Genomic DNA, 26679 nt, shown 5'->3' on the forward strand with positions numbered 1-26679 from the left:
ACGAATGGCAGAGGGGATTTCTCCTCTGCTTTTTTCTATGGTTACGTTTCACTGCCTGATTTATGGTATGCTGTTTTTATCAAATTCCATGGAAGTGATGGAGGACCTGAGACGTGAGAATCAAAGAAGTGATTGTGGTGGAAGGTAAAGATGATACTGCGAAGATCCACCAGGCGGTCAATGCAGATACTATTGAGACGAATGGTTCGGCTATAAATGCAGAGATTATTGAACGAATCAGACATGCGCAGCAGAAACGAGGCGTCATCATCTTTACGGATCCTGATTATCCGGGAGAACGAATCCGTCATATCGTTTCAAATGCTGTGGAAGGGTGTAAACACGCTTTCCTTCCAAAAGAGCAGGCGAGGGCGAAGCTGGATAAAGGGATTGGAATCGAGCATGCCACCCTTTCTGACATCCAGCAAGCGTTAGCCAATGTGTATGAACTTGACAAGGGTATAAAGAGTGATATAGAAAAGCAGGACTTGATTGACTTAGGTCTGTTGGGCGGTCCGGACTCGAGCAGGAAAAGAGAGTGGCTTGGGAAGCAGCTCAATATCGGAAAGACGAATGGGAAGCAACTGTTAAAACGACTCCACATGTTCCAAATCTCTTATAAAGAGCTGATGACGGCCATGGAGAGGTTACAGGAGGAAAATGATGAGTAAAGCAAAAGCGATAGCTACACCGACGCGTACGAAGGAAATACTTCAGAAATACGGGTTTTCATTCAAAAAGAGTTTAGGACAGAACTTTTTGATTGATGTGAATATATTGGAAAACATTGTACAGCACGCAGGAATTGATGACCAGTCCGGAGCGATTGAGATCGGTCCTGGTATCGGAGCATTGACAGAGCAGCTCGCCCGTCATGCCGATAGAGTGGTGGCTTTTGAAATTGACCAGCGGCTCGTCCCGATTCTTGATGATACGTTGGCTGCTTATGATAATGTGTCTGTCGTCAATCAGGATATCCTGAAAGCAGATGTCAGGAACGTCATTGAACAACACTTTGAGCATGGTCAGAGCCTGAAAGTGGTTGCCAACCTTCCATACTACATTACAACTCCAATACTGATGAAGCTGCTGATGGAGCGGTTGCCAGTTGAAAACATCACTGTAATGATTCAAAAAGAAGTGGCGGATCGGATGGCAGCTGAACCGAACACGAAAAGCTATGGTTCATTGTCGATTGCTGTCCAGTATTATACAGAGGCGAAGGTCGTGATGAACGTTCCTAAGACCGTTTTCATGCCACAGCCGAATGTCGATTCCTCCGTGCTCCAATTGAAGCTTAGAGATGAACCACCGGTCATCGTGGAGGACGAGGAGTTTTTCTTCGAAGTGGTACAGGCTACATTCGGACAGCGTAGAAAGACGTTGATGAACAACTTATCCCGTCATTTAAAAGGAAAGATAGACAAAGCTGAACTGCGGGCAAAGCTTGAAGCGGCAGGAATCGATCCTGGACGCAGAGGTGAATCTCTGTCGATGGAAGAGTTTGCTGCTTTGGCAAATGCTATATATGAAGCGTGAAGCTTTAAAAAAGTTATGTTGTACAATAAGACTCGAACAATTCCATGGAATTGTTGGAGTCTTTCTTTTGTTTAGCAATAGACGCTTCGTCAACATACTTCGCTTTCCGCGGGCACGGCCTCAGCCTCCTCGGAAAGCAAAAACCGCTTCCCTGTGGGGTCTTCGGACTCGTGCTGTTCCCGCTGGAGTCTACGTATGTTGACTGCGCTTCTTCTTTATCTATAAGTTTCGGCTCAGTCCAGTTCATACGGCACTACCCGGTCGCTTCCACACTTATTATCATCCAGCTGCAAGGGCTAAACGCTCGAGACATAAGCAGAACGCCACCGGGAGGTAAAACCGCCTCCCTGTGGCGTTCTGCTTATGCTTGTCGGGGGTGAACAAGGCACCTCCGCTTTTCTTTAGCACATCCTTCTTTTTTTTTCATAGGCTATGTTAGTGAGATGAGTGAGGTGGGTGCGTTTATGATTGTTAAAGGGGATTTGGTGACAAGGGCTTCTTATGGTCATGATCTTCTGTTTCGCGTGCAGTCGGTTACGGGGCAGCGGTCGCTACTCTTCGGAGAAGATTATCGGATCGAAGCGGATGCTCCATTGGAAGATCTGAAAAAAGTGACGACGGATGAATACCGGCGGCACAAACGGACGATCAAAAACCAGGAAGACTATTCTTACCGTCTCTTCAGACAGGATTATCAACTATTGAAAGAAAAACGTGATTATAAGTCGACCGATGGTTTTACCAATTCGAATAACTATTTTCAAATCCCTCCTCGGGTGCTGCATTTGGATGGTGACCAGCTCTTCCTGAAAAAGTGCGTATCCTTATATCAGCAGCTGGGGATTCAAGTGCATGGTACGTACATGAATGAAAAGGAAATGCCCCATCAGATCGGTCCATTATTAAAGAAAATTCAGCCTGAAGTGATTGTCATAACAGGGCATGATTCTTTTTCAAAAAACAAGGGTTCCATAAGGGATCTCCGCGCATATCGACATTCTAAATTTTTTGTCGATGCGGTTCGCGAAATACGTAATAATGTCCAGCATCTGGATCAACTAGTGGTATTCGCTGGAGCCTGTCAATCGCACTTTGAATCGTTGATTCGTGCTGGTGCGAACTATGCGAGTTCTCCAACAAGAATCAATATCCACGCATTGGACCCTGTGTATATTGTGGCCAGGATCGCATATACATCGTTTATGGAGAAGGTCGAAGTGAATGAAGTATTGAGGAATACACTGACAGGGGAGAATGGAATCGGAGGAGTAGAAACGAGAGGCTTGCTGCGGATCGGGATGCCATTTCATGAGCATGAGGAAGAGGAAGCGACAGAGGAAGAAGGTATCTCATATGGGGATGAATGAACCCGGATGAGATACCTTCTTCATCGTTCCTGCTCAACGTTATGAGTCCTTTGTCGTGTTTTCGCTGTAAAAAACATACATAAAATTTCCTGTTTTCGAGATAATAAGAAATAATTAAGAAATAACCGATTATTTCATTGACATTAATTTTGTCATATTGATATAATATAATATTTTGTTTGACAAAAATTCGGGCGTGTGGTAAAATTAAAAACAGTGAGGTGGAGTGTAGTGGCTAAAACGTTATTCGAGATCAAACAATCCCTTGAAGAGCAAATTGGCAAGCGTTTGACACTGACTGCAAATGGAGGTCGCCGTAAGACGATTCAGCGTTCAGGCATTCTGGCCGAAACGTATCCATCAGTCTTTATTGTAGAGCTTGACCAAGAAGAAAATGCGTTTGAGCGTGTATCATACAGCTATGCAGATGTACTTACAGAGACAGTTGAACTGAACTTCGAAGAAATGAACAAGATGGTACTAGGTGAGCAGTAAACTTCGGTTTACTGCTTTTTTTTATCAGAAGATATCATAGGTGGGTGTTCCAGTATCATGTAACCCTGACATTATTGTGTCAGGATGAGCGCCTGTGTATGCACCCATACTAAGCATGTCGTAGCTAAGTGATTTCGAAAGGAGCTGCACATGAGTATGAGCAGACGCAGAGGGATCATGTCCGACCAATTGAAAGAAGAAATTGCGAAAGAGCTTGGAATTTACGACACTGTCCAGAATGAAGGCTGGGGCGGGATCAAGTCCAGAGATGCTGGAAACATGGTGAAAATGGCCGTCCAGATGGCACAGCGACAGATGGAAAGGGACCACTCCTGACGGGGGTGCTCCCTTTTTTAGTTGGAGTTGTGGTACAATGCTTTCTATGAACAAGTTAAAGTAGGTGACTGGTATGAAATTGATGGAGAAGGCCCCTGCCAAAATCAACCTCTCCCTGGACGTGCTACATAAACGGGATGATGGGTTCCATGAAGTGGAAATGGTGATGACGACGGTAGACCTTGCAGATCGGATTGAGCTGGAATACCTGGATGAGGACCGAATCATCATCGAGTCTGAAAACAGGTTTGTCCCGAATGACGAACGGAACCTTGCATTTCGCGCAGCAAAATTGTTGAAGGATAAGTACGGGGTTTCAGCCGGGGTAAGGATTTTCATTGAAAAGAATATTCCCGTAGCTGCAGGACTGGCTGGAGGGAGCAGTGATGCAGCTGCTGTCCTGCGTGGTCTTAACCGCTTATGGGAGCTTGATATTGATACGTCTGAATTAGCGCTGCTCGGCTCGGAAATCGGTTCTGATGTTACCTTCTGTGTGCTGGGTGGCACGGGACTTGCAAAAGGCAGAGGAGAAAAGGTAACAGAATTACCTGCGCCCCCACCTTGTTGGGTGGTCCTGGCCAAGCCTTCGATCGGAGTATCCACAGCAACGGTTTATCAAAAACTGGATTTGGAAACGGCAGAGCATCCTCAAACCTCGGCCATGATCGATGCGCTTGAAAAAGGTGATTTTGACCAAGTCTGTCAGTCGGTCGGTAATGTACTGGAGTATGTCACGACAAGGCTTCACCCTCAAGTCAATCAAATCAAAGATCAAATGAGTCAGGCTGGAGCGGATGCCGTACTGATGAGTGGCAGTGGTCCGACTGTCTTCGCCCTCGCGCAGCAGGAAACGCGTGCGCAGCGGATATACAATAGCCTCAAAGGCTTTTGTGAAGAGGTTTATATCGTAAGAATGTTAGGAAATCGTCCAGACACTTGCTAAAAACCGTACAAATAACGTATAATTAATGAAAATATTCGGTTTTAGAGGTGTAATAATGAAGCGAAGTGAACGTTTAGTAGCGATGACGAACTACTTGCTCGATCATCCGCAAGAATTGGTGTCCCTCCCTCACTTTTCAAAAACGTATGATGCTGCCAAATCATCGATCAGTGAAGATCTTGGTATCATCAATCAGATGTTTCAACAGGAAGGTATCGGTTATTTACAGACAGTCTCCGGTGCTGCTGGTGGAGTGAAGTACATCCCGAAAGCATCGACTTCCTATAGCCAACTGTTCGTACAAGGACTATGTGAACGGCTGGAAGATCCGGAACGCTTATTGCCTGGCGGCTACCTGTTCATGAGTGATCTGCTCGGTGAGCCCGGAACTGTGAAAGATATTGGTCGCTTGTTCGCATCTGCCTTTACAGATAAAGAAGTCGATGTTGTGATGACGGTTGCAACGAAAGGCATTCCGCTTGCCTATGCGGTGGCGAATTATTTGAATGTACCAGTCGTCATTGCTCGCAGAGATCCAAAGGTAACGGAAGGTTCTACGGTTAGTATCAACTATGTTTCCGGTTCGACACGGAAGATCCAGACGATGGTACTTACTAAGCGCAGTCTCACAGAGGGTGCCAATGTACTGATCATTGATGATTTCATGAAAGCCGGTGGGACAATCAACGGTATGCGTAATCTGTTGACGGAGTTCAATGCGAATGTCGCAGGGATCGGTGTGCTGGCCGAAGCGGAAGATGAAGAGGAGGACAGGGTGGTTAATGATTACCTCTCCCTCGTCCAAATCATGAACGTGGATGATAGAAGCAGACAGATTGTCGTGAAACCCGGAAATCTTTTGAATGAGCTGACATCTTAATATTTTTAGGAATGAAAAGCAGAAAGCCTGTTCTGATGCAGAATGGCTTTCTGCTTTTGTTTATGGATTTGTTAAAATTTTTCAGATTTAAAAAAATTTTTGAAAAAATGAAGGAATTTTTACTGTTTTGTGGAATTATGTGTAATAAGTTCCTAGGACAAAGGTGGTGAAATTAATGGAAGTGACTGACGTAAGACTGCGACGCGTTAATACCGAAGGAAGAATGCGAGCAATTGCTTCTATTACTCTGGATCAAGAATTTGTGGTCCATGATATCCGCGTTATTGATGGTAACAATGGTCTTTTCGTAGCGATGCCAAGCAAACGGACTCCGGATGGAGAATTCCGTGATATCGCGCACCCGATCAATTCGAACACTCGTGGGAAAATTCAGGATGCAGTTCTTGAAGAATACCATCGTGTTGGAGAGACTGAGGTTGAATACGAAGAAGCCGGAGCATCATAATAGGATAGAGAGACATCAGGGGGTCTAACTTCAAAGAGGTTAGGCTTCTTTTTTATGGAAGTTTGCTGGTTACATTTACATAGTAGCATAAAGGCTCACCCCCAATCTCGAGATACGGAAGGGTGGGCTTTTTCGTATAGCGGGAAAATGCGTAAATCTTCTGGATTTCAGATCAGGTGAAATTAATAATCGGTTCCATTAAGACTATGGTGGGGTATTGTTGAAATGGGCGGAATTTTAAGATATGATTTTTAATGGATAATCAGGATGGAGGTTACTTCATGACAAATCGATTTGCAGTAGTGCTTGCCGCAGGTCAAGGCACACGGATGAAGTCAAAGCTTTACAAAGTTTTGCATCCCGTATGTGGAAAACCTATGGTTCAGCATGTTGTAGACCAATTGAATAAACTTGATTTAGAAGAATTGATTACTGTTGTAGGTTTTGGAGCGGAAAAAGTCCAGGACCAGTTAGGTGAAGACAGTCATTATGTCGTTCAGGAAGAGCAGCTGGGTACTGGGCATGCAGTACTGCAGGCGAAAGATATATTAGCACATAAAGAAGGAACAACAGTCGTGGTATGTGGAGACACTCCATTGTTGACTGGTGAAACGCTGCAGCAATTGCTCGATCACCATGATCGTAAGGGAGCTAAGGCTACTATCCTTACTGCCCACGCAGAGGATCCTTCAGGCTACGGACGTGTGGTTCGCAGCTCAGATGGACAAGTGGAGCGGATCGTCGAGCATAAAGATGCAGACGAGCAGGAGCGCGCAATAAAAGAAATCAATACAGGAACGTATTGCTTTGATAATGCATCGTTGTTCGCTGCTTTGGAGAATGTGTCGAATGACAATGTACAGGGTGAATATTACTTGCCGGATGTTATCGAAATTCTGAAAGCAGGCAATGAAACAATCGATGCTTATCAGACAGACACCTTTTCGGAGACATTGGGCGTCAATGATCGTGTAGCGCTTGCTCAGGCAGAAACTTTGATGAAGAAGCGCACGAATGAGCAGCATATGCGAAACGGCGTTTCTCTTATCGACCCGGAAAACACTTACATCAGTCCAGACGCTAAAATCGGTCAGGATGTCGTGATCAAGCCTGGGTGTGTGATCGAAGGGCAAACCGTTATCGAAAATGATGCCATCATTGGTCCTCATACGACGTTGACCAATTGTGAAGTTGGCGAAGCTGCTGTCATCCGACAGAGTGTCGCTTCAGATAGTAAAATCGGCAAACGTGTTCAAATCGGACCATTTGCACATATCCGTCCGAATTCTGATTTGGGTGATGAAGTGAAGATCGGCAATTTCGTAGAAGTGAAGAAAGCGACTTTCGGTGATGGAAGTAAAGCTTCTCACTTAAGTTATATCGGCGATGCTGAAGTAGGAACAGGTGTAAATATCGGCTGCGGCACGATCACCGTCAACTATGATGGACAGAATAAACACCTTACTACGATTGAAGATGATGCATTCATCGGATGCAACTCGAATCTGATTGCTCCTGTAAAAGTCGGTAAGGGTGCATACGTTGCTGCAGGCTCCACAATCAATGAGGATGTACCTGCTGAGGCGTTATCGATCGCAAGGTCCCGTCAAACGAACAAAGAAGGCTATGCTTCAAAAATAAAAAACATTAAAAAAGACTAATTGGAGGGTATTCCAAATGGCAAATGGATACAAAGATCCATCCTTGAAAGTTTTCTCACTCAATTCGAACCCTGTACTAGCAAAAGAAATCGCAGATAACATTGGTACAGAATTAGGGCAATGTACGGTTTCCAGGTTCAGCGATGGCGAAATTCAAATCAACATCGAAGAAAGTATCCGTGGCTGTGATGTGTATGTCGTTCAGTCCACGTGTGCTCCAGTCAACCAGCACATCATGGAACTTCTGATCATGATCGATGCTTTGAAACGCGCTTCTGCTCGTACCATCAATATCGTCATGCCTTATTACGGGTATGCACGCCAGGATAGAAAAGCAAGAGCGCGTGAGCCGATCACTGCTAAATTGCTTGCTAACCTGCTACAGACAGCTGGAGCGAGCCGTGTTCTGATGCTTGACTTGCATGCTCCGCAGATCCAAGGATTCTTTGACATCCCGATCGACCACTTAGTCGGAGTACCACTACTATCCGATTACTTTGAAGAGAAGCAGTTCGAAGATGTGGTTATCGTATCGCCGGACCACGGAGGCGTAACAAGGGCGAGAAAAATGGCCGATCGACTGAAAGCTCCGATTGCGATCATCGATAAACGTCGTCCGCGTCCAAATGTGGCTGAAGTAATGAACATCGTTGGTAATATTGAAGGGAAAACTGCGATTTTGATCGATGACATCATTGATACCGCTGGAACGATCACGCTTGCTGCAAATGCACTCGTCGAGAATGGTGCCAAGGAAGTGTATGCATGTTGTACGCATCCGGTACTTTCCGGTCCAGCCATCGATCGTATCGATAATTCCAAAATCAAGGAACTTGTCGTAACGAATACCATTCCACTCAGCGAAGATAAGAAGAGTGGGAAGATCACTGAGCTTTCTGTTGCTCCGTTGATCAGTGAAGCGATCATCCGCGTGCACGAACGCCAGTCGATCAGCATCCTGTTTGATTGATTCGTATAAGGAATTCAGGTTTAACACTCAGTAGGATAGGGAAACATTTAATATTAGATGGTTTTAATTTCTATGGAGGGTGATTAACTTGGCAATTAAACTTAAAGCAAATCAAAGAACAGATCTCAAACAATCGACTACCAGAGAACTGCGTCAACACGGTTCCGTGCCAGCAGTTGTGTACGGGAAAGAAAAAGAACCGGTGACGGTTTCAGTCAACAGTATCGAACTTCTTAAAACAGTTCGTGACGAAGGGAAAAACGCAATCATTTCCCTTAATATAGAAGGAAAGTCTTCGGTAGATGTCATGCTGCATGAATACCAGGTCGATCCATTGAAGGACGAGCTTGTACACGCTGATTTCTACATCGTGAACATGTCTGAAGAAATGGACGTAGAAGTTCCTGTAAGGCTGGAAGGAGAAGCAGTCGGCGTGAAAGATGGCGGTGTGCTTCAGCAGCCACTTTATGAACTGGCGATTCGTGCGAAGCCGAATGACATTCCGGAAGAAATTACAGTCGATGTAAGCGAATTGTCGATTGGTGACAGCGTGATGGTAAGTGATCTGAAAGAAGCGAAGAACTACGAAATTACTGAAGATCACAACACTACCATCGCATCTGTGACTCCACCGGAAGAAATGCCGGAGGAACCAGAAACTGAAGATGAAGATGCTGAGCCTGAAGTCATTAATGAAAAAGATGACGATGGTGAAGGTGATCAGGAAGAAGATAAAGAATAAAAGAGTGATTCGAGGGGCGTGACTAAACAGTTACGCCCCTTTTATACGTGTCTGCGATGGGGTTTGCTCGACCTTTTCTTCCTCGGGAATTTCGAACAGGCATAAGAGGCTTTCAGTTTTAGCAAAGAGATTACGCTTTGGTTCCAGACAAATCATTTTGCTATAATAGGTGTTATCAGAAATCGATCGAAAAGGAAGTTGAACAGAATGAAATGTATCGTTGGTTTAGGTAACCCGGGAAAGAAATATGAAAAAACAAGGCACAACGTTGGTTTTATGGTAATTGATGAGCTGGCGGACGCCAATAATTGGAATGTGACGCAGGAAAAATTCAAGAGTCTATATACGGTCGAGCATGTCCAAGGTGAAAAGGTGCTGCTGGTCAAACCGCAAACATACATGAATCTGTCCGGAGAAGCGATCCGGGCATTCGCTGATTATTATGATATTGACCTGGAAGATATTCTTGTCATCTATGATGATCTGGATTTACCTCCAGGAAAAATCAGACTGAGACAAAAGGGTGGGCACGGTGGCCATAATGGCATCCGTAACACGATCGACCAATTCGGTTCGAAAGACTTCAAGCGTCTACGCGTAGGAATTGGCAGGCCACAAGGCCGAATGGCAGTTGTCGACTATGTTCTGGGCACTTTCAATGAAGAAGAAAAGCCGGACGTCGAAGACAGCATCCAACAGGCTGTCAAAGCATGTGAAGCTTGGATGGATCAGCCTTTTCTTGAAGTAATGAACGTTTACAATCAGTCATGAGCTTTTATGCAATGCATCAGTATTGGTATGAAAGCATAAAAATGAGGTATTCGTATATTTGAAAACGGTGACGGTCAAACTAATCACAACGTTCAATTAGGAGGTTGTGTGATGGCTATCATCTATGTTTGTCGTCATTGTAGCAGGACGGTCGGTGAACTCGACCAGCGAACGGTTGATGAGACCATGCTTGGACTGGATCGATTGACAGAGCAGGAACGGATGGAAATGATCGATTTGAAACAGAATGGGGACTTGGAAGTGCAGACGATTTGTGACGATTGTCAGAATGCATATAACCTGAACCCCCAGTATCATGAAACAGACTTTTTAATTCAATAACATCATACACCCTTTGATGAAAGGCGATCCACGCTGGGGGAGTAGAGGTTGTGGAGGAATCGTTTATGCAAGGTATCAAGGATTATCTAAGCCCACAGGATGATATCCATTCCATACTGAAGGGCTTTTCTTCAGGTATGAAAGAACAGATGGTAGCTGGCCTATCAGGCTCTGCGCGGAGCCTTCTGGTTTCCATTTTGAATGAATCATTGGAGCGCCCTGTGTTGTTGGTGACGCACCAATTAGTTCAGGCACAGCAATTGTATGAGGATATGCAGGAGTTGACCGCGGAAGATAACGTCCATCTTTATCCGGTCAATGAGTTGATTGCTTCAGAAATCGCAATCGCCAGTCCGGAATTGAAAAGCCAGCGTATTGAGGCGTTAAGCAGATGGCTGAACCAATCCAATGGAATTCTGATTGCTCCGGTAGCAGCATTGAAGCGGATTCTGCCTCCGAAATCATATTGGCAGGATAATGTATTGGAATTCAAAGTAGGGGAAGACGTCGACCTTGATAACTATCTGCTTCGCCTCGTCGACATGGGATATGAGCGTGCGGGAATGGTTGCGACTCCGGGAGAATTCAGTGTGCGGGGCGGAATCATCGATATCTACCCGCTTACAGCTTCCTACCCTTATCGCATCGAGTTGTTTGATACCGAAGTGGATTCAATCCGAACATTCGATTCTGAATCTCAACGTTCGCAGGATAAATTGGACAGTGCTACAATCGAGCCTGCAACGGAACTGTTGTTGACAAGCGAAGATTATGTCAGAGCCTCTCAGCGTCTAGGAGAGGCCTTAAGCCATTCTCTGAAGAAGCTGAATCAAAATGCGGCGAAAGAGACATTAAGAGAAACAATCGAACACGACATTGATCTGCTGGACCAGCAGACGCGCTTTCAGGAAATGTATAAGTACGTGTCATACTACTATGATCAACCAGAAACACTTCTTGATTACCTTTCAAAAGATGGACTGGTCATCATGGACGAAGTGAGTCGGATCCAGGAGACAGCGAACAACCTCGATAAGGAAGAAGCGGAGTGGTACGGGAGTCTGCTTGAAACAAATAAGATGGTCAGGGACATGTCCATCTCCTATGATTGGCATGAGGTTTGGGGGCGTATGGAACAGCAACGTCTCTATTTGTCTGTGTTTTTACGCCACATTCCGAATACCAATCCTGAAAATGTCGTCAATATCTCCTGTCGTCAGATGCAGCAGTTCCATGGTCAGATGAATCTTTTGAAAAACGAAATGGAACGCTGGAATAAACAAAAGTTTTCAGTCGTGATCTTTGCACCGAGTGAGCGAAGAGCAGACAAGATTCAATCGGTGCTTGATGATTATGACATGGAAGCTGTAGTGCAAAAGGAGGAATTGAGCCTCCCTGTCAGTAAACCGGTAATCACAATCGGAAATCCTCGATCAGGATTCGAGATGCCGATGCATAAACTTGTGGTACTTACTGAAAACGAACTGTTCAAAAAGCGTACGAGCAAACCGAAGCGGAAGCAGAAGATTTCAAATGCAGAACGGATCAAGAATTATCAGGAATTGAAGGTCGGCGACTATGTCGTCCATGCGAATCACGGAATCGGTAAATACTTAGGTGTAGAGACGCTGGAAATGAATGGAGTCCACAAAGACTTCATGGTGGTCAAATATTCCGGTAACGACAAGTTGTTCGTACCCATTGATCAGATTGACCTCATTCAGAAATACGTAGGTTCAGAGGGGAAAGAACCGAAAGTATATAAACTTGGCGGAAGTGAATGGACGAAAGTGAAGCGGAAAGTCCAGTCTTCTGTTGAGGACATCGCGGACGATCTGATCAAGCTTTATGCTGAACGAGAAGCCTCAAGAGGCCATGCCTTCTCCGAAGACTCGGAGATGCAGCGGGAATTCGAAGCTTCGTTCCCATATCAGGAAACCGATGATCAGATCCGCTGTATCGAAGAAATCAAAGAAGATATGGAAAAAATACGGCCGATGGATCGGCTTCTTTGCGGTGATGTCGGTTACGGTAAGACAGAAGTGGCTATCCGGGCTGCGTTCAAAGCCGTATCAGAAGGGAAACAGGTCGCGATTCTTGTTCCGACGACAATACTTGCACAACAGCATTTTGAGACGATGCGGGAGCGATTCCAGGATTTTGCGATCAACATCGGGTTGATGAGCAGGTTCCGTACTAAGAAGCAGCAGCAGGAAACGACGGACCAGCTCCGTAAAGGACTCGTGGATATTGTGGTCGGAACGCACCGGATTCTTTCCAAGGATATCAAATTCAAGGACTTAGGACTGTTGATTGTCGATGAAGAGCAGCGCTTCGGTGTCAAGCATAAAGAGAAAATCAAACAGATGAAGGCGAATGTGGATGTACTGACATTGACCGCCACTCCGATTCCACGGACATTGCATATGTCGATGCTTGGTGTCCGTGATTTATCGGTCATTGAAACACCTCCAGAGAACCGCTTCCCAATCCAGACTTATGTACTGGAATACAACCCTGTCTTCATGAGAGAGGCGATCGAGCGGGAAATGGCAAGAGGGGGACAAGTCTTTTTCCTCTTCAACCGTGTAGAGAATATCGAGCGGATGGCAGAAGAAATTTCCGCACTCGTTCCTGAAGCTAGGGTGACGTTTGCGCATGGCCAGATGAACGAAACTCAGCTGGAGAATGTCATGTTCTCTTTCCTGGAAGGGGAATTCGATGTACTCGTCAGTACGACGATCATCGAAACCGGAGTAGATATTCCAAACGTCAATACTCTGATTGTGTATGATGCTGATAAAATGGGCCTTAGCCAGCTTTATCAGCTGCGTGGACGTGTAGGGCGCTCCAACCGCGTTGCATACGCTTATTTCACCTATCAAAAAGATAAGGTGCTGACGGAAGTTGCGGAGAAAAGACTGCAGGCAATCAAAGAATTCACCGAACTTGGATCAGGTTTCAAAATTGCGATGAGAGACCTTTCCATCCGCGGTGCTGGAAATCTGCTGGGCGCTCAGCAGCATGGCTTCATCGATTCGGTCGGGTTCGATATGTACTCTCAAATGCTCAAAGATGCAATCGAAGCAAGAAAGCAAGGCAAAGAGCCTGAAGCGATCCAGCCATTCCAAGTGGAGTTGGACCTGGATATCGATGCATACCTACCGGAATCTTATATTTCCGATGAAAAACAAAAGATCGATATGTATAAGCAGTTCCAGGCAATCGAGACGATGGAGGACATCCATGATTTAAGGGACGAGTTGATCGACCGATTCGGTGATTATCCCGAGGAGGTCGAGAATCTGTTCATGGTTGCGTCATTGAAATTCCATGCCAAGAAATCAAGGATCGAGTCGATTTCTGAACATAAAAAGAAAAAGTCGATCGAGCTGATCATGACAGCAGATGAAAGTCAGCAGATCGATGGAGCGAAGCTGTTTGAATTCGCCAACCGTTATGGAAGGATGATCAAGCTGGGAACAGAAGACCAGAAGCTGAAAGTGACCTTCCAGCTGGATAAAAAATCACATGTGAGAAGATACCACCTCGTGGAAGAATTCATTCAGCACCTTCCGGATATGAAAAGGAGTGCGGATTCAGCATAAAAATTAACAATTACTGCATGATGCAGGGAATAAAGTAACTTTTTTCGACAAAATCCAATCTGCGGATGAATAGGTTCATTTTGTTGATTCATACTAAGGTCATCACCAAACTGTTGAGCTAAACAGGCGAAACACTAAGGTCAATCATCACTGAAAGTGAGGCATCTTAGCATGAAAGCAACAGGAATAGTACGACGTATCGATGATTTAGGCAGGGTGGTCATTCCAAAAGAGATTCGCCGGACACTACGTATTCGTGAAGGAGATCCATTGGAAATTTTTGTGGATCGTGAAGGCGAGGTCATCTTAAAAAAATATTCTCCGATCAGCGAGCTTGGAGATTTTGCGAAAGAGTATGCCGATGCTTTATTCGACTCACTCGGTCAACCTGTCATGATTTGTGATAGGGATGAGTTTATTGCAGTAGCCGGGGGAACGAAAAAGAACTACATGAACAAAAATATCGGCCAGAAAATTGAACAAGCAATGGATGATCGATCTGCGCGAGTGGAGAAGAATGGTGGCGAAGTAGAGCTTGTAGAAGGAAACCCCGAAACGGTGTCCTCTTACCTCATCACCCCGATCATTGCACAAGGAGATCCAATTGGCTGCGTCGTCATGTACACGAAAGACGGGCCGGCACTTGGAGATGTTGAAGTCAAGTCTTTGGAGACAGCTGCAAGTTTCCTTGCACGCCAAATGGAATAGAAATAATCATTCATTACTATGAAAGCCGTGGGACAATGTCTTACGGCTTTTTCTTGTTCAGAAGTATCTTTTCAGAAGTTCACTGGTTGTTCGTTCCAGTAAGCCGTTAGTGATATAATGGTGGGTAATGAATGAAGGAAAGGCGAGCCTTATGAATGATTCAACCTCATCGAAACAACTATTCCAAGGAGCACTGATTCTTACCATCGCAGGCCTGCTCAGTAAAGTTCTTAGTGCTGGATATCGTGTACCCCTGCAGAATATCACAGGTGACCTTGGATTTTATATTTATCAGCAAGTGTATCCATTGCTTGGCATAATCATGGTGCTTTCACTTTACGGTTTTCCCGTTGCTGTTTCAAAAATTGTCGCAGAATATAATAATGATTCCAGGGATTTGTGTTGGCGGACGTTTTATATCCCTGTCGTATCTGTATTGCTTGTAGTATGTGTCGTTCTGTTTCTCTTGGTTTACATAGGAGCGGGGTCCATCGCCGGATGGATGGGGGATGAAGCCATTGAAGTCGGAATTCAATCGGCAGCGGTTGCTTTTCTACTGGTGCCTTTCACCTCATTGCTACGAGGTGTCTTCCAAGGGATGAACGATATGAGACCGACCGCTGTATCGCAGATCATTGAACAGTTGGTTCGCGTCGCCATCATAATCGCTGTAGCATTTATAGCCGTCGATCGTCAGGATATGTATCTGATCGGCCCTGGAGCGGCATTCGGAGCGGTGTTTGGCGGCCTGGCAGCTTTTGCTTATCTGGCTTTACTTTTCCATAAACGAAAACCATGGAATGATCAAACGGTCGAAGCGGCTTTAAGTATTGCGCAATATATCAAGACTGTATTCGTATATGGACTATTCATTTGCCTGAATTATATGTTATTGCTTCTTCTGCAATTAGCCGATGCGTTTACCTTAGTCCCTGGACTGGTGGATCACGGTTTGGAGCTCGAAGAGGCGAAAGTGACCAAAGGAATATTCGATCGGGGCCATCCATTGATTCAATTAGGAACGGTACTTGGGTCGTCGCTTGCTCTGGCGCTCATCCCAACGATTACGAAAAATCGAATGATGACTAAGCCGGATGCGTTTCGCTTTCATATCAGAACAGCGATAAAGTTGAGCCTAGGCATTTCGATCGGAGCAACTGTCGGATTAATATTACTCTTCCCTTATGTAAATGAGTTGCTGTTCCAGGATCAGGCCGGGACAAATGCATTGCGAATACTGATGCTGGTCATTCTTTTCAGTTCGTTGGCAATTACCGCCTCTTCCATTTTGCAAGGAATGGACTATATCTTCCATACTGCCTTGTTTGTGCTGGTTGGTGTAGGCATCAAATGGACAGGGAACTGGCTGCTTATTCCATATGCCGGAATACATGGTGCAGCACTCGCATCCGTCATTAGTGTCGGTGTCGTTCTGGTACTGAATCGCTGGTTGATCCGAAAGCGTGTCGTAAAAGGGATCCTGCCATGGCAGCTGTTCCTGAAAGTAGGCCTTGCTTTAACTGGAATGGGGCTTTTCGTACTGAGTGCCATATTCGTCGAGCAAACGTGGTTGGATATTGCTACACGAGTTCAGCTTGCTGCATATACACTGATGGTCTCAGGGCTCGGCGGTCTTATTTACTTGATCCTTTTGATTAAACTCCGCTGCTTTGGTAAAAAGGAGTTAGAACAATTCCCTTATGGAGAATATTTGATTACATTGTTGCCAAGGAGGACGAAACCGTGAATGCCATCCAAATCATCGGACTCGGCGCTGGAGATATGGATCAGCTGCCGTTAGGAATATATAGGAAATTGACGGGCAATAAAGCAAACGTCTATGTACGAACCGAAGATCATCCGGTCATCGAAGAATTGAAAAAAGAAGGTGTCACATTTACAGCTTTTGATGAAGTGTATGAAGCGCATGATCACTTTGAAGCTGTCTATGAAGATATAACAGCGAGGTTGATGGAAGCTGCGGCTGAAGGGGATATCCTCTATGCCGTGCCCGGTCATCCGATGCTAGCGGAACGTACCGTGCAACTGTTATTGCAAAAGGAAAAGGAAGGAAGCATATCTGTTCGTGTACTCGGTGGCAAGAGTTATCTCGACGATCTTTACACCGCACTTAAAATTGACCCAATCGAAGGGATGCAGTTCATCGACGGAACAGCCTTTGACCGGAATATGCTTCACTATACGAATCATATCATCTTCTGCCAGGTCTATGATGAAATGATCGCGTCAGATGTAAAGCTGCAATTGCTCGAGGATTTGCCGCCGGAGTATCCGGTCACAGTGGTTACTGCAGCAGGAAGTTCGGATGAAACGTTGACGACTGTACCATTGGAAGAGCTTGATCGTACAGTCGAACTCAATAATCTCACAAGTGTGTACATTCCGCCGGTCGAAAAAGAGGTGCTGAATCATCAGTTCTTCCGTCTGAGAGAAGTGATCAAGGCGTTGCGTGGACCTGATGGGTGCCCATGGGATAGAAAGCAGACACATGAGTCACTCCGTAAATATTTGATCGAAGAAGCATACGAGGTCATCGATGCGATCAATCGACAGGATGATGATGATCTTGCTGAAGAACTCGGTGATGTACTGTTGCAGGTCATGCTTCACAGTCAGATCGGAGAGGACGAAGGTTACTTTACAGTCGATGACGTCATCCGATCGATCACCGATAAAATGATCCGCAGACATCCGCACGTGTTTCAGGATGTCGATGTCGAATCGGCAGACGAGGTCGTGACGAATTGGGATGAGATCAAGAAGCAGGAGAAAGGGGAATCCCCTGAATCCCTGCTCGATGATATCCCGACAAGCTTCCCGGCATTGCTGCAGGCAGAAGAAATCCAGCGGAAAGCTGCAAAAGTCGGTTTCGACTGGAAAGAACCTGCACCGATTTGGGAGAAAGTGAAAGAAGAATGGCAGGAGTTCAATGAAGCCTTTCAGGAAGATGATCCTGCTAAAATGGAAAATGAACTTGGGGACCTGCTTTTTGCTATTGTAAACTTGGCACGCTATTATAAAATAAATGCAGAAACCGCGTTGAACGGTACGAATGAAAAATTTCGCACACGATTCAAGTATATCGAAGCAAGTGTCAAGCAAACAGGGAATACGTTGGAGAATTGCACGCTTGAAGAGCTCGACAGTTACTGGAATGAAGCTAAGAAACAATATAAAGGGGAGATATGACGATGCGCTTGGACAAATTTTTGAAAATATCCCGCTTGATCAAACGACGTACCTTAGCAAAAGAGGTTGCCGATCAAGGTCGGATCAACGTCAATGGTAATGAGGCGAAAGCTGCAACAAATCTGCAGGTCGGGGATGAATTGACGATTCAATTCGGACAGAAAATCCTGACGATCGAAGTGAAGGACTTAAGGGAAAATGTAAAGAAAGACGAAGCCACTACACTTTACTCCATCGTAAAAGAGGAGCAAGTGCAGCGGTCATAAAGAGGAGCCACCTTGCTGGGCGGGGTGGCTTTTTTACGTTCTGAGGTGCATGTCGCGACTGTACGAGTCCTTTGCGCACTTAATGTTATCCGGCTCCAAGGACTAGCCGCTCGTGACATAAGCATTCTCCTCATACCGTCAAAGATCAGACGGGATGAAGGAGCCTGCTTATGCATGTCGCGGCTGAACGAGTCCTTTGCGCACTTAATGTTCTATTTCTTTTTCTTTTTTCATAGGTTGTACTAAGTGAAGAGGAGGTAATTAGAATGGAGCATTATGAAAAAGATTTGCGTGCTGGCAATGCGGAACATCACGTAAAGATGAACAATAGACGGAACCTTGAAATATCTGGAGTGAAAGAGGTCGACAGCTTCGATAACGAAGAATTCCTTTTGCAGACATCGATGGGTTACCTCGTAATAAGGGGTCAGAATCTCCAAATGAAGAATCTGGATGTCGGACAAGGACTGGTTTCCATCAAGGGGAAAATCTACGAGCTGACTTATCTGGATGAGCAGCATGCGGAGAAAGCTAAAGGATTCTTTAGCAAGCTGTTCAAATGACGCTGACAACGCAATTCCTGACAATGCTTACGATGATAGGCGGAGGTATTTATCTCGGAGCAGCTGTAGATACAATGAAACGATTTGAAAAAAACTATCGCAAACACGTGCTGATGAACTATGTCATTGTCATCAGCTTTTGGCTTTTGCAGGTTCTGATTCTTTTTTATCTTTTATATCAGACAAACTATGGGGAATTGCGCCTGTATGTCTTTTTGGCAGTGCTTTGCGGGTTTGCGGCGTATAAAGGGCTCTTCCAGCAAAGTTACCGGAAGCTGCTCGAGCGGTTGATCCGTATTTCACTGTGGATTTCTACAATGATCAAAAAATGCTTCAGAACCTTCGTATTCAAGCCGATAATAGGATTGTGGAAGCTGCTGCAATCCATTGTAATATGGGTTTTAACAGTCTTGCTTGCGGGTATTCTACTGTTGTTACGTATTGTATGGTGGCCATTTCGCCTCATACTTGGACTTATTTGGAGACTCGTCCCACAAAATATTAAAAATTACTTATTCGCTGGAGCAGGATTTTACGATAAAATAAAGAATATAATAAAAAAATGGTGGAAAAAATTCCAGAAATAGGAGGCAAATAAATGGCAGATAAACGCGTAACCAGGCTGGATTCTACATATATGCAGCAATATGACGTTCACCAAGCGCGACAACGCAGAAAAAAGAAGCGCCTGTTTCGACGTCTGGCTTTATTTGCTTTAGTCATCACGATTGTATCAGCATGGATGATCAACTACCACTTTGATCAGAAGGCACTGTATGCCGAAAAGCAGGAAAAGCTGGAAGCCCTCGAAGAGGAAAAGCTTTCATTGGAGAATCAGGAGAAAACATTAAACGAAGAGATTCAGCTCCTCAATAATGAAGAATATGTGTTGCAAATAGCCAGAACGAACTATTTTTTCTCAAAAGAAGGCGAAATCATCTTCAAACTGCCGGATGATGACCCATCTTATTGACACACTTTTCATTCCTTCTATATAATAGTAAGGAATGATATTTATCGAATTTTTTAAGGAGGAGCATTTTTTTTATGTCAATCGAAGTAGGCAGCAAGCTGCAGGGTAAGGTAACTGGTATCACTAATTTTGGAGCGTTCGTGGAACTTCCGGGTGGGCAGACAGGTCTAGTCCATATTAGTGAGGTTGCCGATAACTACGTAAAAGATATTAATGATCACTTGAGCGAAGGCGATCAAGTAGAGGTAAAGGTCATTAATGTCGGCAAAGACGGTAAAATCGGCCTTTCCATTAAGAAAGCGAAAGAAAATTACGGCCGCCGTAATCAAAAGCCTCAACAAACTCGCAAACCGAGCGAATCATTTGAGCAGAAAATGAATCGTTTCCTTAAGGATAGTGAAGATCGTCTTTCATCCTTGAAGAAACACACCGAATCCAAACGTGGGGGACGGGGTGCTAAACGAGGCTAACTAGCTGCCTATGTAGAGTATAAAAAATGTTGTTATAGATACAAGCAGGTTCACCAGTAAACTGGGAACCTGCTTTTTTGATTATATGAGAAATATACGAAGGGTAGAATATATGAGGCGTAAATAGGGTGGCGAGTTTGATATTTTAGATAAAAAAAGCAGCATCCGCATGGGATGCTGCTTTTTTAGGACAAAGAATGTGTTGGATGACCCGTACGGGATTCGAACCCGTGTTACCGCCGTGAAAGGGCGGTGTCTTAACCGCTTGACCAACGGGCCTAAGTCTATCTTTATGTAAGAAAGAATAAAAATGGTAGCGGCGGAGGGGATCGAACCCCCGACCTCACGGGTATGAACCGTACGCTCTCGCCAGCTGAGCTACACCGCCATATTTCTCTCAAAGTCACAAAAAATATATTACAACATGATAGAGAAAGTGTCAACACTTTAATAAGTTTTAAGACTTATCTGTCAATTTTTGAAGAAGCCCAAAGCATAGGCTGTCAAAGGTATATCCCTCAACTCTCTATTTCTGAAGGTACAATTCTTGTATAAAAAAGCATGCAAATTTGTAGAAGATACCTTTGGAAGTCGGAAATGAGTCGAACTTTTTGTCACGGCTCTCCTCTTGTTTTGACAAATTAAATGATAGAGTTGTGATTTAATAGAGCGACAAGGAGGAGGTAGAACATGTGGGGGACGATGACGAAGAAAGGATTACACACGCTTGAATTAGAAAAAGGACGTTGGGTTCGGATTAAAAAGAAAGTGGATGCACGGGTCAGACACTTGTTTATCGACAAAGGATGGCTGTTGATGATCATTGCTTTACTTCTTGGTAGAGCAGTTATACTATCTTCCATCTCACCATTCGTTATCGCTTTGGTTGCTTCGGTCTGGTGGCTGCGCCGGGATCGGGTACCTGCTGTGGCTCTATTTGCGGTGATTGGGGCTGCGACGATGGGATGGGTGCAGGCGGTATTTGTATTCGGAGCGGTGATGGCCTTTTTATTACTTGGATTCATAGTACATACATGGGAACGCCATCAGCAGATCCTTCCGCTCCTGGCAATGGTCGCCTGTATGATCCCGCGTGCCATCGGTTTGACAATTATTGATGGGTGGGAACCCTACGAGGGTATCCTGATGGGAGTGGAAGGAATATTGAGTGCTTTGCTCGTCTTGATTTTCATGCAAAGTGTGCCGCTGATATCGCCTAAGCGGTACAAGTCTTCATTGAAGAATGAAGAAGTGGTATGCATGATCATCCTGCTTGCATCGGTATTGACGGGTACGATCGGCTGGCAGATCCAGGGTATTTCAATAGAGCAGATCTTTTCGAGGTACCTTGTACTATTCCTGGCCTATATAGGTGGGGCGGCGATCGGGTCTACCGTCGGTGTCGTTACCGGGCTGATCTTAAGTCTGGCAAATGTCGCGAATCTATACCAAATGAGTCTGCTGGCCTTCTCCGGATTGCTCGGTGGTTTGTTGAAGGAAGGGAAAAAGATCGGAGTCAGCCTCGGTCTGGTCATAGGGACGCTGCTCATTGGCATTTATGGAGGGACAGTCGCCTCATTGACTCCATCCCTGCTCGAAACAGGCGTGGCGATTTTCATTTTTCTTACGACGCCGGAAGGATGGATCCGCAAACTATCCCGTTATATTCCGGGGACGCAGGAGCATTCGAATGAACAAGAACAATACCTCCAGAAGGTCCGTGATGTCACTGCAGTGCGTGTTGAAAAGTTTTCAGATGTGTTCAAGGCATTATCCAAAAGCTTCACTCATTTCGAAAATCAGCTCGACCAGCCGGATGATCAAAAGGAAATGGATCACTTTCTTAGCCATGTAACCGAAAAGACGTGTCAGACATGCTTTAAAAAAGAGCGATGCTGGGCGAAACAATTCGATGAAACTTATGCATTGATGACAGATCTGAAGGACGATATTGAAACCACGAACGAGCCTTCCAGGCAAACTCGGAAAAATATCGATCAGTACTGTGTGAAGTCTCAGAAATTGGTGGATACCATGAAATACGAGATGTCTTTTTATCATGCCAATCAGCTGCTGAAACGGCAGGTGCTGGAGAGCAGACGGTTTGTTGCTGACCAGTTGAGGGGTGTGTCTGAGGTAATGGGGGATTTTGCGAGAGAGATCGTTAAAGAACGGGAGAATCATGAACAACAGGAGCAGGAAATTACGGAAGCACTGCAGACGTTGGGCCTGGAAATGGAGTCCCTCGATATCTATACTTTGGAGTCGGGAAAAATCGATATCGATATGGTGCTCTATTTGAACAACTACCACGGGGAAGGGCCGAAGCTGATTGCGCCGTTATTATCTGATATCCTGCAGGAAACCATCGTCGTCACTACAGAAGAAATTGCGCCTTTTCCACATGGAATGTGTCATCTGTCTTTTCAGTCCGCAAAAAAATATTACATTGAAAGCGGTGTCGCCCATGCGGCCAAGGACGGCGGGTTCATATCCGGTGACAGTTATACGACCATCGAGCTTGGGTCAGGCAAGTTCGCGCTTGCGATCAGTGACGGAATGGGCAATGGCCTACGAGCCCATGAAGAAAGTGTGGAAACGTTACGACTGCTTCAGCAGATTTTAGAATCAGGGATCCAGGAGCAGGTGGCGATTAAATCGATCAATTCGATTCTATCACTGCGCACACAGGACGAAATCTTCTCCACATTGGATCTGGCTGTGGTGGACCTGCATCATGCAACTGCTAAATTCATAAAGATCGGCAGTACACCGAGCTATATTAAGCGTGGCAATCAGATGCTTAAAATCGAATCCAGCAACCTGCCGATGGGGATCATCCAGGATGTGGATGTCGATATTGTCAGCGAGCAGTTGAAGGCAGGCGATCTGCTGATCATGATGAGTGACGGGATCCTGGAAGGTCCGAAGCACGTGGAAAATATAGAAATGTGGCTGAAACGTAAAATAAGGGAGCTGGAGACTAGTGACCCACAGGCGGTTGCTGATTTGATATTGGAAGAGGTCATCCGTACAAGATCCGGTTCCATCAATGATGACATGACCGTGCTTGTAGCAAGGCTAGATCACAATCTGCCTAAGTGGTCGGCAATTCCGCATGTAAAAAAGGAAGCATGAACATTAACTCTTGTTGAAGGGGTATAATCCTTTTCCTAATCGGCGAAGATGTTGATAAGAATAGGAGGAGGATCCAATGAAACAAGGAACCTTAAAGCAAATTCTATTATTGACGGATGGATGTTCGAATCAGGGAGAAGACCCGGTAGCGGTAGCGGCGTTGGCCCACAATCAAGGGATTACCGTGAATGTCATCGGCGTCCTGGATGATGATCAAAGTGAACAGCCGGAAGGATTGGAAGAAGTTGAAGCGATTGCTCTGTCTGGTGGAGGCGTCAGCCAAATCGTCTACCAGCAGGCATTGTCTCAGACCGTCCAGATGGTCACGAAGCAAGCAATGACACAGACACTTCAAGGAGTGGTGAATCAGGAGCTGAAACAAATTCTCGGCCCTAAGAAGACACTGGAAGAGCTTCCGCCTGATCAACGGGGAGAAATTATGGAAGTCGTAGAAGAACTCGGTGAAACCAGTAAGCTTGAAGTACTTGTGCTTGTAGACACAAGTGCCAGTATGACCCCTAAATTGGAAACGGTGAAGGATGCCTTGTTCGATCTCAGTCTAAGTCTTAACGCAAGGTCAGGAAGCAATAAGTTCAGCATCTACGCTTTCCCACACAAGAAAAAGCCGATTCATAAACTGATGGATTGGTCACCTGACCTTGAAGGCATTTCCAAGATCTTTCCGAAGCTTGCGAGCGGAGGAATTACTCCAACGGGGCCTGCATTGAAAGAAGCGATTTACCAGTTCAGTAAAAAAAGCTTGTTCAGGAGCAAGAGCCATGCAGATGAACCATACGAAGAAACAGGCGATTAATCTCCAACCGGGAACGCTCATTACCGGTAAATGGACGAAAAAAAGTTACCGGGTTCTGAACAAATTAGGTGAAGGCGCTTGTGGTGTCGTCTACTTATGTGAATATGAAAGTAAGAGAGTAGCTCTGAAAATCAGCCAGGACAGCTCCCGGATCACGACTGAAGTGAATGTATTGAAAACGTTCCAGAAGGTCCAAGGAAAACGCCTTGGGCCTTCTTTGATGGGTGTAGATGACTGGATCAGACCGAATGGTACAAGATTACACTTTTATGTAATGGAATATATTAAGGGCTATACGCTTAGCACGTTCCTGAGAGGGAAAGGGAAGGAATGGGTCGGAATTCTGATTCTGCAGATGCTGACGGATCTACATGATCTCCATCAGGCAGGTTGGGTGTTTGGTGATTTGAAGACGGATAATCTGCTCGTCAGCTACCCACCGGCAAGGATAAGGTGGATTGATGTAGGAGGTACAACCCAAAATGGAAGGGCTATTAAAGAATATACAGAATTCTATGACCGTGGATACTGGCAGATGGGTTCAAGAAAAGCAGAACCTTCCTATGACCTTTTCGCTGTGACGATGATCATGCTTGAAATCGGCCGCTCGGGTCGTTTTGAAAGAGGCACGAAGCCGCAGCAGACTTTACTGAAACAATTATCGCTCTCTCCTATATTGAAACCTTACGAGAAGACGATACGTAACGTATGGGAAGGGAGCATCCAGTCGAGTGCTGCCATGAAAAACGAGATTTCAGTTGTTTTGACTGCCCGGCAGAACGATACCCCTCAGCAACCAACCAGGAGAGCACGTCAACGGAGTAGTGGCGATCAAAAACAAGCAGGTGGTCATGCGGCGATGGAAATGGGATTCATTTCAGTGGTCGTCTGCTTCTTTTATTTCATCTATATCTGGATTGGGATGTAAGTCTCCTGTCTTTGCAGGGATTCGAATCTTAATGGTACGATGAGGGTGTACGTTACCGATTACAAACCATTGGAGTGAAGCCAAAGATGAAAGCTACCGTCGATTCTTTTATCGAATCCCAGCAATTTCTGCAGGAAAATTGCACTGTCCTTGTTGCTGTTTCAGGCGGGGCAGATTCAATGGCGCTACTCCATTACTTGAAAGAGTTGAAGAAAGAAAAGAATTTAACGTTGATTGCTTTATCCGTAGACCACGGATTGAGAGGGAATGAATCGTTAGAAGATCTGCAATTCGTACAATCGACCTGCCAAGAGTGGGGTATTGAATTTTCAGGGACGAGCGTCGATGTTACTTCCTATAAGAAAAAACACGGATGTGGTACCCAGCAAGCTGCTAGATCGTTGCGCTATGATTTTTTTGAACAACAGATGTCCCTATATGAAGCGGATGTGCTGGCACTTGCCCATCATGGTGACGATCAGGCGGAAACGCTGATCATGCGATTGATGAGGGTAACCAACCCAGCTGCATTCCAAGGCATTCCGTTAGAACGAGTCTTTGGAAAAGGGAGAATCATTAGGCCGCTGCTTTGTGTCGAGAAGCAGGCGATACTGGAATACTGCAAAATTAATCAGGTGCCATTTCGTGACGACCCATCCAATGCAGATCCTGTATATACGCGGAATTACATTCGACTGAACATTTTGCCCTTATTTAAGGAACAGAACCCGAAATTTCATCGTCATGCTCAGCTGCTGAGTCAGCGTGCAACAGAAGATGAAGCATTTTTGCACACACAAGCAAATTCCATGGTAGAAAATGTTGTGAAAAAGGGTATCGGTGGTAGAGAGGTTTCTTTTGAAATTAATGAGTTTTCAGGCTATCCAATAGCTTTACAAAGAAGAGCCTTTCATCTAATATTAAACTATCTTTATCGTAAGGCACCTAATGATCTTTCTTATATACATGAAGAGCAATTTTTCGACATTTTGAACCGGGAAATGGCGAATGCAAGATTGGATTTTCCAGAAGGGCTCCGTTTATACCGCTCCTATGGTACAGTGACGTTCAGGTTCGGACAAGCTGGGGAGCCATACACCTTCGAACTGTCACCTGGGGAAAGCATCACCCTCCCTGATGGCGGGGAAATCTCACTTTCCACCTCTTCCGATAATCAGAAGAGTGAAAGTGCGCATGCATTTGCTTGTGATATTGCTCACGTATCCTTGCCTTTGATCATCCGCACCCGTCAACCCGGGGACCGGATGAGCTGCAAAGGAATGGAGGGTTCCAAGAAAATCAAAGATATTTTCATCGACCAGAAGGTGCCTGCTGATAAGCGGGACACATGGCCGATTGTTACTGATCATACTGGTAGGATCCTGTGGTTGGTCGGCTTGAAAAAGAGTGAGGGGAAGCCCTCTGAAGTAGGTACAGGAGAATGGCTGCATGTACATTACAAAAACAACGAAACCCTGTAGGAGGAGCA

At 45.2% G+C, this 26679-nt stretch carries 26 protein-coding genes and 2 tRNA genes; 26 read left to right on the top strand and 2 right to left on the bottom strand.

Translation table 11 applies throughout. The features are described from left to right. Nucleotides 1–113: 113 nt before the first annotated feature. The 22 genes from rnmV to ACFQ2J_RS18330 all read left to right on the top strand — a co-directional run bounded on the left by rnmV (nt 114) and on the right by ACFQ2J_RS18330 (nt 20310). A complete protein-coding gene (rnmV, locus tag ACFQ2J_RS18225; protein ID WP_386064078.1) occupies nt 114–671 on the top strand; it encodes a ribonuclease M5 in 558 nt (185 codons plus the stop codon). Beyond that, on the top strand, nt 664–1539 hold the full coding sequence (rsmA, locus tag ACFQ2J_RS18230; RefSeq protein ID WP_386064081.1) for a 16S rRNA (adenine(1518)-N(6)/adenine(1519)-N(6))-dimethyltransferase RsmA: 876 nt from the start codon (nt 664–666) through the stop codon (nt 1537–1539). Before rnmV ends, rsmA begins: the two co-directional genes overlap by 8 nt. A 464-nt stretch (nt 1540–2003) precedes the next feature. Continuing rightward, nucleotides 2004–2906 carry a sporulation peptidase YabG gene (gene yabG, locus ACFQ2J_RS18235; RefSeq protein ID WP_386064084.1) on the top strand — a complete coding sequence of 301 codons (903 nt, stop codon included), beginning with the start codon at nt 2004–2006 and terminating at the stop codon, nt 2904–2906. A gap of 231 nt (nt 2907–3137) precedes the next feature. Continuing rightward, on the top strand, nt 3138–3401 hold the full coding sequence (gene veg / locus ACFQ2J_RS18240) for a biofilm formation stimulator Veg (RefSeq protein ID WP_386064087.1): 264 nt from the start codon (nt 3138–3140) through the stop codon (nt 3399–3401). A 156-nt stretch (nt 3402–3557) separates the two neighbouring features. Beyond that, on the top strand, nt 3558–3737 hold the full coding sequence (locus tag ACFQ2J_RS18245) for a small, acid-soluble spore protein, alpha/beta type (RefSeq protein ID WP_386064173.1): 180 nt from the start codon (nt 3558–3560) through the stop codon (nt 3735–3737). 73 nt (nt 3738–3810) lie between these two features. After that, on the top strand, nt 3811–4680 hold the full coding sequence (gene ispE / locus ACFQ2J_RS18250; RefSeq protein ID WP_386064090.1) for a 4-(cytidine 5'-diphospho)-2-C-methyl-D-erythritol kinase: 870 nt from the start codon (nt 3811–3813) through the stop codon (nt 4678–4680). 55 nt (nt 4681–4735) lie between these two features. After that, nucleotides 4736–5560: a pur operon repressor gene (gene purR, locus ACFQ2J_RS18255; RefSeq protein WP_386064093.1), complete on the top strand. Its 825-nt coding sequence runs from the start codon at nt 4736–4738 to the stop codon at nt 5558–5560. 175 nt (nt 5561–5735) lie between these two features. After that, nucleotides 5736–6026, top strand: coding sequence for a septation regulator SpoVG (spoVG, locus tag ACFQ2J_RS18260; RefSeq protein ID WP_386064096.1), 291 nt, complete (start codon nt 5736–5738; stop codon nt 6024–6026). Nucleotides 6027–6307: 281 nt separating this feature from the next. After that, entirely contained in the window at nt 6308–7687 is a 1380-nt protein-coding gene (gene glmU / locus ACFQ2J_RS18265) for a bifunctional UDP-N-acetylglucosamine diphosphorylase/glucosamine-1-phosphate N-acetyltransferase GlmU (RefSeq protein ID WP_386064099.1), read from the top strand. Nucleotides 7688–7703: 16 nt separating this feature from the next. Then, a complete protein-coding gene (locus tag ACFQ2J_RS18270) occupies nt 7704–8657 on the top strand; it encodes a ribose-phosphate diphosphokinase (protein ID WP_386064102.1) in 954 nt (317 codons plus the stop codon). Between the two features lie 88 nt (nt 8658–8745). After that, complete coding sequence (locus ACFQ2J_RS18275) at nt 8746–9399, top strand: 50S ribosomal protein L25/general stress protein Ctc (RefSeq protein ID WP_386064105.1); 654 nt, start codon at nt 8746–8748, stop codon at nt 9397–9399. A 207-nt stretch (nt 9400–9606) separates the two neighbouring features. Next, nucleotides 9607–10170, top strand: a complete 564-nt coding sequence (gene pth, locus ACFQ2J_RS18280) for an aminoacyl-tRNA hydrolase (RefSeq protein ID WP_386064107.1) — start codon at nt 9607–9609, stop codon at nt 10168–10170. Between the two features lie 111 nt (nt 10171–10281). After that, on the top strand, nt 10282–10512 hold the full coding sequence (locus tag ACFQ2J_RS18285; protein WP_386064110.1) for an anti-sigma-F factor Fin: 231 nt from the start codon (nt 10282–10284) through the stop codon (nt 10510–10512). A 65-nt stretch (nt 10513–10577) separates the two neighbouring features. Then, nucleotides 10578–14120 (top strand): transcription-repair coupling factor, encoded by a 3543-nt coding sequence (mfd, locus tag ACFQ2J_RS18290; RefSeq protein ID WP_386064113.1) that lies wholly within the window; start codon nt 10578–10580, stop codon nt 14118–14120. 171 nt (nt 14121–14291) lie between these two features. After that, nucleotides 14292–14828 carry a stage V sporulation protein T gene (gene spoVT, locus ACFQ2J_RS18295; RefSeq protein ID WP_386064115.1) on the top strand — a complete coding sequence of 179 codons (537 nt, stop codon included), beginning with the start codon at nt 14292–14294 and terminating at the stop codon, nt 14826–14828. A gap of 151 nt (nt 14829–14979) precedes the next feature. Beyond that, a complete protein-coding gene (locus tag ACFQ2J_RS18300) occupies nt 14980–16575 on the top strand; it encodes a putative polysaccharide biosynthesis protein (protein ID WP_386064118.1) in 1596 nt (531 codons plus the stop codon). Beyond that, a complete protein-coding gene (locus tag ACFQ2J_RS18305; RefSeq protein ID WP_386064120.1) occupies nt 16572–18038 on the top strand; it encodes a bifunctional methyltransferase/pyrophosphohydrolase YabN in 1467 nt (488 codons plus the stop codon). The genes ACFQ2J_RS18300 and ACFQ2J_RS18305 overlap by 4 nt, the downstream gene beginning before the upstream one ends. Nucleotides 18039–18040: 2 nt before the next feature. Continuing rightward, complete coding sequence (locus tag ACFQ2J_RS18310; RefSeq protein ID WP_386064123.1) at nt 18041–18304, top strand: RNA-binding S4 domain-containing protein; 264 nt, start codon at nt 18041–18043, stop codon at nt 18302–18304. 266 nt (nt 18305–18570) lie between these two features. Beyond that, on the top strand, nt 18571–18867 hold the full coding sequence (gene yabP, locus ACFQ2J_RS18315) for a sporulation protein YabP (protein WP_386064126.1): 297 nt from the start codon (nt 18571–18573) through the stop codon (nt 18865–18867). Then, nucleotides 18864–19454 (top strand): spore cortex biosynthesis protein YabQ, encoded by a 591-nt coding sequence (gene yabQ, locus ACFQ2J_RS18320; protein WP_386064129.1) that lies wholly within the window; start codon nt 18864–18866, stop codon nt 19452–19454. The genes yabP and yabQ overlap by 4 nt, the downstream gene beginning before the upstream one ends. Nucleotides 19455–19465: 11 nt before the next feature. After that, entirely contained in the window at nt 19466–19840 is a 375-nt protein-coding gene (locus ACFQ2J_RS18325) for an FtsB family cell division protein (RefSeq protein ID WP_386064131.1), read from the top strand. Nucleotides 19841–19914: 74 nt separating this feature from the next. Continuing rightward, on the top strand, nt 19915–20310 hold the full coding sequence (locus ACFQ2J_RS18330; protein WP_386064134.1) for a S1 domain-containing RNA-binding protein: 396 nt from the start codon (nt 19915–19917) through the stop codon (nt 20308–20310). A 207-nt stretch (nt 20311–20517) separates the two neighbouring features. Here ACFQ2J_RS18330 and ACFQ2J_RS18335 read toward each other — a convergent pair. Both ACFQ2J_RS18335 and ACFQ2J_RS18340 read right to left on the bottom strand, forming a co-directional pair. Further along, nucleotides 20518–20589 (bottom strand) — tRNA-Glu (locus ACFQ2J_RS18335). A 32-nt stretch (nt 20590–20621) separates the two neighbouring features. Beyond that, nucleotides 20622–20698, bottom strand: a tRNA-Met gene (locus ACFQ2J_RS18340). Nucleotides 20699–21000: 302 nt separating this feature from the next. Here ACFQ2J_RS18340 and spoIIE point away from each other — a divergent pair. The 4 genes from spoIIE (at nt 21001) to tilS (ending at nt 26671) form a co-directional block, all read left to right on the top strand. After that, nucleotides 21001–23448, top strand: coding sequence for a stage II sporulation protein E (spoIIE, locus tag ACFQ2J_RS18345; protein ID WP_386064137.1), 2448 nt, complete (start codon nt 21001–21003; stop codon nt 23446–23448). A gap of 76 nt (nt 23449–23524) precedes the next feature. Further along, nucleotides 23525–24262, top strand: coding sequence for a vWA domain-containing protein (locus ACFQ2J_RS18350; protein WP_386064140.1), 738 nt, complete (start codon nt 23525–23527; stop codon nt 24260–24262). Beyond that, a complete protein-coding gene (locus ACFQ2J_RS18355) occupies nt 24228–25190 on the top strand; it encodes a protein kinase domain-containing protein (RefSeq protein ID WP_386064142.1) in 963 nt (320 codons plus the stop codon). Before ACFQ2J_RS18350 ends, ACFQ2J_RS18355 begins: the two co-directional genes overlap by 35 nt. Nucleotides 25191–25276: 86 nt before the next feature. Next, nucleotides 25277–26671: a tRNA lysidine(34) synthetase TilS gene (gene tilS / locus ACFQ2J_RS18360; protein ID WP_386064145.1), complete on the top strand. Its 1395-nt coding sequence runs from the start codon at nt 25277–25279 to the stop codon at nt 26669–26671. The last annotated feature ends 8 nt before the right edge of the window (nt 26672–26679 follow it).

The organism is Thalassobacillus hwangdonensis (assembly GCF_042675915.1).
Lineage (GTDB): Bacteria > Bacillota > Bacilli > Bacillales > Halobacillaceae > Thalassobacillus_A > Thalassobacillus_A hwangdonensis.

Bases quoted from the DNA above. Each gene is read 5' to 3' on its own strand.
- rsmA (WP_386064081.1), top strand. From the start codon at position 664: ATGAGTAAAGCAAAAGCGATAGCTACACCGACGCGTACGAAGGAAATA.
- yabG (WP_386064084.1), top strand. From the start codon at position 2,004: ATGATTGTTAAAGGGGATTTGGTGACAAGGGCTTCTTATGGTCATGAT.
- ACFQ2J_RS18245 (WP_386064173.1), top strand. From the start codon at position 3,558: ATGAGCAGACGCAGAGGGATCATGTCCGACCAATTGAAAGAAGAAATT.
- ispE (WP_386064090.1), top strand. From the start codon at position 3,811: ATGAAATTGATGGAGAAGGCCCCTGCCAAAATCAACCTCTCCCTGGAC.
- purR (WP_386064093.1), top strand. From the start codon at position 4,736: ATGAAGCGAAGTGAACGTTTAGTAGCGATGACGAACTACTTGCTCGAT.
- spoVG (WP_386064096.1), top strand. From the start codon at position 5,736: ATGGAAGTGACTGACGTAAGACTGCGACGCGTTAATACCGAAGGAAGA.
- glmU (WP_386064099.1), top strand. From the start codon at position 6,308: ATGACAAATCGATTTGCAGTAGTGCTTGCCGCAGGTCAAGGCACACGG.
- ACFQ2J_RS18270 (WP_386064102.1), top strand. From the start codon at position 7,704: ATGGCAAATGGATACAAAGATCCATCCTTGAAAGTTTTCTCACTCAAT.
- pth (WP_386064107.1), top strand. From the start codon at position 9,607: ATGAAATGTATCGTTGGTTTAGGTAACCCGGGAAAGAAATATGAAAAA.
- ACFQ2J_RS18285 (WP_386064110.1), top strand. From the start codon at position 10,282: ATGGCTATCATCTATGTTTGTCGTCATTGTAGCAGGACGGTCGGTGAA.
- mfd (WP_386064113.1), top strand. From the start codon at position 10,578: ATGCAAGGTATCAAGGATTATCTAAGCCCACAGGATGATATCCATTCC.
- spoVT (WP_386064115.1), top strand. From the start codon at position 14,292: ATGAAAGCAACAGGAATAGTACGACGTATCGATGATTTAGGCAGGGTG.
- ACFQ2J_RS18300 (WP_386064118.1), top strand. From the start codon at position 14,980: ATGAATGATTCAACCTCATCGAAACAACTATTCCAAGGAGCACTGATT.
- ACFQ2J_RS18310 (WP_386064123.1), top strand. From the start codon at position 18,041: ATGCGCTTGGACAAATTTTTGAAAATATCCCGCTTGATCAAACGACGT.
- yabP (WP_386064126.1), top strand. From the start codon at position 18,571: ATGGAGCATTATGAAAAAGATTTGCGTGCTGGCAATGCGGAACATCAC.
- yabQ (WP_386064129.1), top strand. From the start codon at position 18,864: ATGACGCTGACAACGCAATTCCTGACAATGCTTACGATGATAGGCGGA.
- ACFQ2J_RS18325 (WP_386064131.1), top strand. From the start codon at position 19,466: ATGGCAGATAAACGCGTAACCAGGCTGGATTCTACATATATGCAGCAA.
- ACFQ2J_RS18330 (WP_386064134.1), top strand. From the start codon at position 19,915: ATGTCAATCGAAGTAGGCAGCAAGCTGCAGGGTAAGGTAACTGGTATC.
- spoIIE (WP_386064137.1), top strand. From the start codon at position 21,001: ATGTGGGGGACGATGACGAAGAAAGGATTACACACGCTTGAATTAGAA.
- ACFQ2J_RS18350 (WP_386064140.1), top strand. From the start codon at position 23,525: ATGAAACAAGGAACCTTAAAGCAAATTCTATTATTGACGGATGGATGT.
- ACFQ2J_RS18355 (WP_386064142.1), top strand. From the start codon at position 24,228: ATGCAGATGAACCATACGAAGAAACAGGCGATTAATCTCCAACCGGGA.
- tilS (WP_386064145.1), top strand. From the start codon at position 25,277: ATGAAAGCTACCGTCGATTCTTTTATCGAATCCCAGCAATTTCTGCAG.